The sequence below is a fragment of the Pseudoponticoccus marisrubri genome, from assembly GCF_001482405.1.
GTDB lineage: Bacteria > Pseudomonadota > Alphaproteobacteria > Rhodobacterales > Rhodobacteraceae > Pseudoponticoccus > Pseudoponticoccus marisrubri.
In genome coordinates this window covers 1-328 of sequence record NZ_LPXO01000063.1, presented here as the reverse complement: position 1 = coordinate 328, position 328 = coordinate 1, and the positions used below count along the sequence as shown (strand labels likewise).

Annotated in this window: 1 protein-coding gene; it reads left to right on the top strand. The window is 57.3% G+C overall.

Features of this window, described 5'->3' with window-relative positions; translation table 11 throughout:
* Window positions 1-100: 100 nt before the first annotated feature.
* A partial coding sequence (locus AVJ23_RS21975) for a hypothetical protein (protein ID WP_205626907.1) occupies window positions 101-328 on the top strand: 228 nt, incomplete at its 3' end.

Below are 328 nucleotides of genomic sequence, written 5' to 3'. Positions count from 1 at the left end.
AGGTGGGTAATAAGTCCCGGGGCAGCAAAACGGCATTACCGCCAGCACACTTTTAGACAGATTGCAGAGGTAGTTTTCTGACTCTGACAGGAGACAAGGGATGGCACGAGTAGCGAAGAAGAGAAAGCAGGCCAAGCGCCCTGCAAAGGCGAAGGCCACGGCGGCTGTTTCGCCGGTTGTCACCAAGGCTGAGAAGTCAGTCGAAACGGCGACCAAGTCCCTGGATGCCCAGATGGATCGGGTAGCCAAGGCGCGTGAGCGGGCACAGAAGACCGGCACCTCGGCGGCGAAAAAAGCCCTGACGAACGCCAATGCAAAGGCAAAAGAT